Below are 3,177 nucleotides of genomic sequence, written 5' to 3' on the forward strand. Positions count from 1 at the left end.
GATCGACGATGTCGCAGCTCGTCGATCCGCTGGCGGCCGGCGAATCCTCCGTCACGGCGACGCTGCTGACCGTTACGCTGCTGGCGCTCTTCTTCATGTCGGGCGGATTCATGCTGCTGCTCGACGGTTTCTACCGAAGTTATCAGCTCTGGCCGGCGGCGAATTTCGCCCCCGTTCTGAACGCAGAGGCATTTACGGGGATCCTGCGTGTCCTGGATCGTATCATGCAAATTGGCGTCATCATCATCGCGCCGCTGGTGATCGCCATTCTGATCGTTGACATCATGATGGCCTTTCTGTCGCGCATGGCATCGCAGCTCCACGTCTTCGATCTGTCGCTGGCGGTGAAAAACCTGCTCTTCGCATTTCTGATGGTATTATACCTTATCTTCCTGGTACCGCTGCTGCTCGACCAGCTGGGGGCGCTGCGCGGCACGTTCGACATCCTGCGCAGCTTCGTGACGAATGGAGAGGGTGCGTCATGAACAATCCGGTGCTTCCCTTGCTCGACGGTCTGGCAGGCCTGAGCGACGCCTTTTTAGACAGCGCCGCCAAAAAGAACTGGACCGAGATCGAGGACCTGGAGAAGGAACAAGGATCGCTGGGGGCGGATGCCAGACAAAAGCTGTCCGGCACGGCGCTGACGACATCGGTCGTCGCAGATGCATTGGCACGGGTCCAGCCATCGAAGCCCGACGTGATCGACCCCGCGCCGCTAACGTTTGAAAACCTGATCGACGATGCCGGCAGGCCGGCTCAGGTAGGCGGGACGGAAGATCGTGATGACAAAGGTCAGGGCGACTTCGCCGCGCCGGCACGGGTCGCTCCGGCAGCGGAGAAGCGTATGACTGCCGCATCGAATGCCGCCGCCGAATGGCAGACCATATCCTATCCTGGCTCGCCGTCGCCTGTGTCTTCCCCCTCCGGATCAGGACAGGCGATTGCAGCTGCTGCATCCGGCATCGAGTACAGTCTCGCAGCATCGGGTTCTTTCGTCGCGGCGCAGAAGCTGCATGCGGCCGTACGCTCGCTTTCTCCTGAACAGGTCTCGGCATTGCTCGACAGGGCAGCCGGACTTGTCGCGACGATTTTCGAACAGGTGGTCCGCGGCGAGGATCGCGGCGGCAGGATCGATGAGAGGCAGCGCGAGGTGCGCACCGCGCTGGCTCTCGCCCAAGTCGCGGCCGCCATCGACAAGGACCCTCGCAATCCAGCGGCGACCCGCCTGATGCAGGATATCAGCGCCGTCATTCTGGCGCCGGCGACCCCGAACGACAACACGATATTTTCTGGGCTTGCCCAGTCGATCGGCATCGGTGCGGGTGCGAAGCTGGCGCTGGCGATTGCTGCGGAACTCGCCCATCGCGACAAGGACCCATCGCGCGCGAAGACGCTGTTGACGCTCCTTCTCGCCGGCTTCGTCCGGCTCGGCGAGCGTATCGACGAGGCCTATTCCGATGTGCTGCGCCATGCCGGACCGCTTTGCATTGAATGGATCAAGTGGCGGGGAGAGGGGGACGAGAATGCGAACCATGCGCTCATCGATTTCCTCAAGGGGCAGCCGGCCTTGCTGGGTAATCTGGAGCCGCAATTGGAGCGTCTCGAGCAAGCAGGGCTCGAAGCGTTTCGCGCCGTTCGCGATCTTGCCGCCTATTCCTTCGACGGCAAACTGCGCGATCTGCATGGCCGTTTTCTAGCGAGCCGGAGCGTCTTTGCCTCGATCGCTGGAAGCAGCGCGGCGCTCAAGGACATTCGGCAGGTTTCGCTCGCAGCAAGTGATGCGGAAGCAGGGCCGGTGCTGGAAATGGTGCGTCTCACATTGACGGATGTCGGTTTCGACGCGCCGCGGGCCGCCTTCCTGGCCGATCTCAGCCAACTTGGCCACAATGCAATGGTGCTGGGCGCGAACTGGACGGCACTCCAAAGTTTCACGCGGATGGAAGCGCAAGGCCGCGCCTTCCAGCGTCTTCTGGCCTTCTTGAACGGGCAATACGTCGTTGCCGTCACGCCCGATCTCGTCGGCTTCGACGATCCCGACATGCAGTTCTAGGCGGTGTAGCCGCAAAGGGGAATGGCGGGTTCGCGAATGGGCCGCCGGCAGGGTCTTCGTGCCTTGCCGGCGTTCCGCTTCTTGATAGATCAGTTCTGCGCGCGCTGCTTGGTCGCGTCGAGTTCCGTCTTGCTCTCGGTCGTGATCTCGGTGATTTTCGCCGAGGCGTTGATGGCGCGATCGAAAGCATCGCTCATGGCGGCGATGGCTTCGATGGACGTACCTTCGAGGCCGCCTGCCGCTGCCCATTCGAAATTCCAGACGCCGGAGAGATCGTCCTGGCCGGCAACGTCGTGGGTCTCGATCGCGGCAAAGACGTCTTCATGGCGCACCATGTAGGCGGCTGCTGCCGAAACATCGGAAGGAACGCCGCCATTGGCGTTGTTCGCAAGCTCGGAGAGCTCGCGTGCATTGATCGCGGACTTTCCGTTTTCCTTCAGGTATTCGACCAAAACCTGGCTGGATTTCGCAGCGTTCAGCTTCTGCTCGAACGACGAAGCATCGGAGGTTTGGGTCGGAGGCGTAATGCCGGCGGGGAATGTGATGGACATCGGATACTTCCTCGGCTTTTGAACCGTTGGCATCTATTAACCAGTCGCGTGACGTCCTTATGAAGCGAACGGAATTCCCGGCGACGAAGACATCAGCTCACGCGTTTTTCTGCTCCAATTCCGCCAGCCGCTCCTTGCAGATCGTTTCGACGAGGCGATGGAGATGCTCTGTCCGTTCGAGAAGCCAGGCGAGTGCTTCCTCGGTGATCTCGAAATGCTTTGAATAGCGGGCCTTCACATAGGCCTCGTTGAGGATGTTGTACCATGCGGTGAAGCGGTGCTGGTCACGCGGCCAGGCTTCGATGAGCCGGCGGTCGTGATCCTCGGCAAGGCCACGCAGGAATTTGAGGTTGTGTGATGGCGGGCTGTAGTTGGTGAGGGTCAGGAGAAGGCACGAGTAGGCGGTTTCGACGGCCTGATGTAAGTTGAATGCCGCGTGATTTGGTTGTCCATCTGAAATGGCATAGCGCGCCAACTGGCAAAAATATTTCGCACTCTGGCTCTGCCTCTCGAAATGCTCCTTCGCCACCCTGAGGGCATCGGCGGGAGTAAGCCGCTTCGGTTCGGCCAGCGGCC

At 60.9% G+C, this 3,177-nt stretch carries 4 protein-coding genes; 2 read left to right on the forward strand and 2 right to left on the reverse strand.

Features of this window, described 5'->3' with window-relative positions; genetic code table 11:
• Together ACE04I_RS17725 and ACE04I_RS17730 are read left to right on the forward strand one after the other, a co-directional pair.
• The coding region (locus tag ACE04I_RS17725) for an EscT/YscT/HrcT family type III secretion system export apparatus protein (protein ID WP_487207402.1) at positions 1 to 485 on the forward strand (485 nt) is incomplete at its 5' end.
• Positions 482 to 2,050, forward strand: a complete 1,569-nt coding sequence (locus ACE04I_RS17730; RefSeq protein WP_487207403.1) for a hypothetical protein — start codon at positions 482 to 484, stop codon at positions 2,048 to 2,050. The genes ACE04I_RS17725 and ACE04I_RS17730, both read left to right, overlap by 4 nt.
• An 89-nt stretch (positions 2,051 to 2,139) precedes the next feature.
• Here ACE04I_RS17730 and ACE04I_RS17735 read toward each other — a convergent pair whose 3' ends face one another.
• Positions 2,140 to 2,601 carry a hypothetical protein gene (locus ACE04I_RS17735; protein ID WP_487207404.1) on the reverse strand — a complete coding sequence of 154 codons (462 nt, stop codon included), beginning with the start codon at positions 2,599 to 2,601 and terminating at the stop codon, positions 2,140 to 2,142.
• Between the two features lie 97 nt (positions 2,602 to 2,698).
• Positions 2,699 to 3,177 (reverse strand): HEPN domain-containing protein (locus ACE04I_RS17740; RefSeq protein WP_487207405.1); only part of this gene is annotated, 479 nt, incomplete at its 5' end.

The organism is Rhizobium moroccans, from assembly GCF_057559155.1.